This window comes from Saccharothrix sp. ST-888, assembly GCF_000955975.1.
Lineage (GTDB): Bacteria > Actinomycetota > Actinomycetes > Streptomycetales > Streptomycetaceae > Kitasatospora.
Genome location: NZ_JYJF01001138.1, coordinates 1 through 240, shown reverse-complemented (window position 1 = coordinate 240; position 240 = coordinate 1). Strand labels below are relative to the sequence as shown.

At 72.1% G+C, this 240-nt stretch carries 1 protein-coding gene; it reads left to right on the top strand.

Translation table 11 applies throughout. From position 1 onward, the window contains the following. On the top strand, positions 1-240 hold a 240-nt coding region (locus tag UK12_RS35960; RefSeq protein WP_045307437.1), incomplete at both ends, for an acyl carrier protein.

Here is a 240-nt window from a genome sequence, read left to right as displayed (position 1 = left end):
GCTGACCGCCGTCGATCTGCGCAACCGTCTGAACGCGGCCACCGGTCTCCGTCTCCCGGCCACGCTGGTGTTCGACTACCCGTCGGCGACCGCGCTGGCCGAGCACCTGCGGAGTGAACTCCTGGGCCAGGAGCCCGAGACCACGGCGTCGGTGCCGGTGGTGGCTGCCGCCGATGACGAGCCGATCGCGATCGTCGCGATGAGCTGCCGCTTCCCCGGCGGGGTCACCACGCCCGAGGA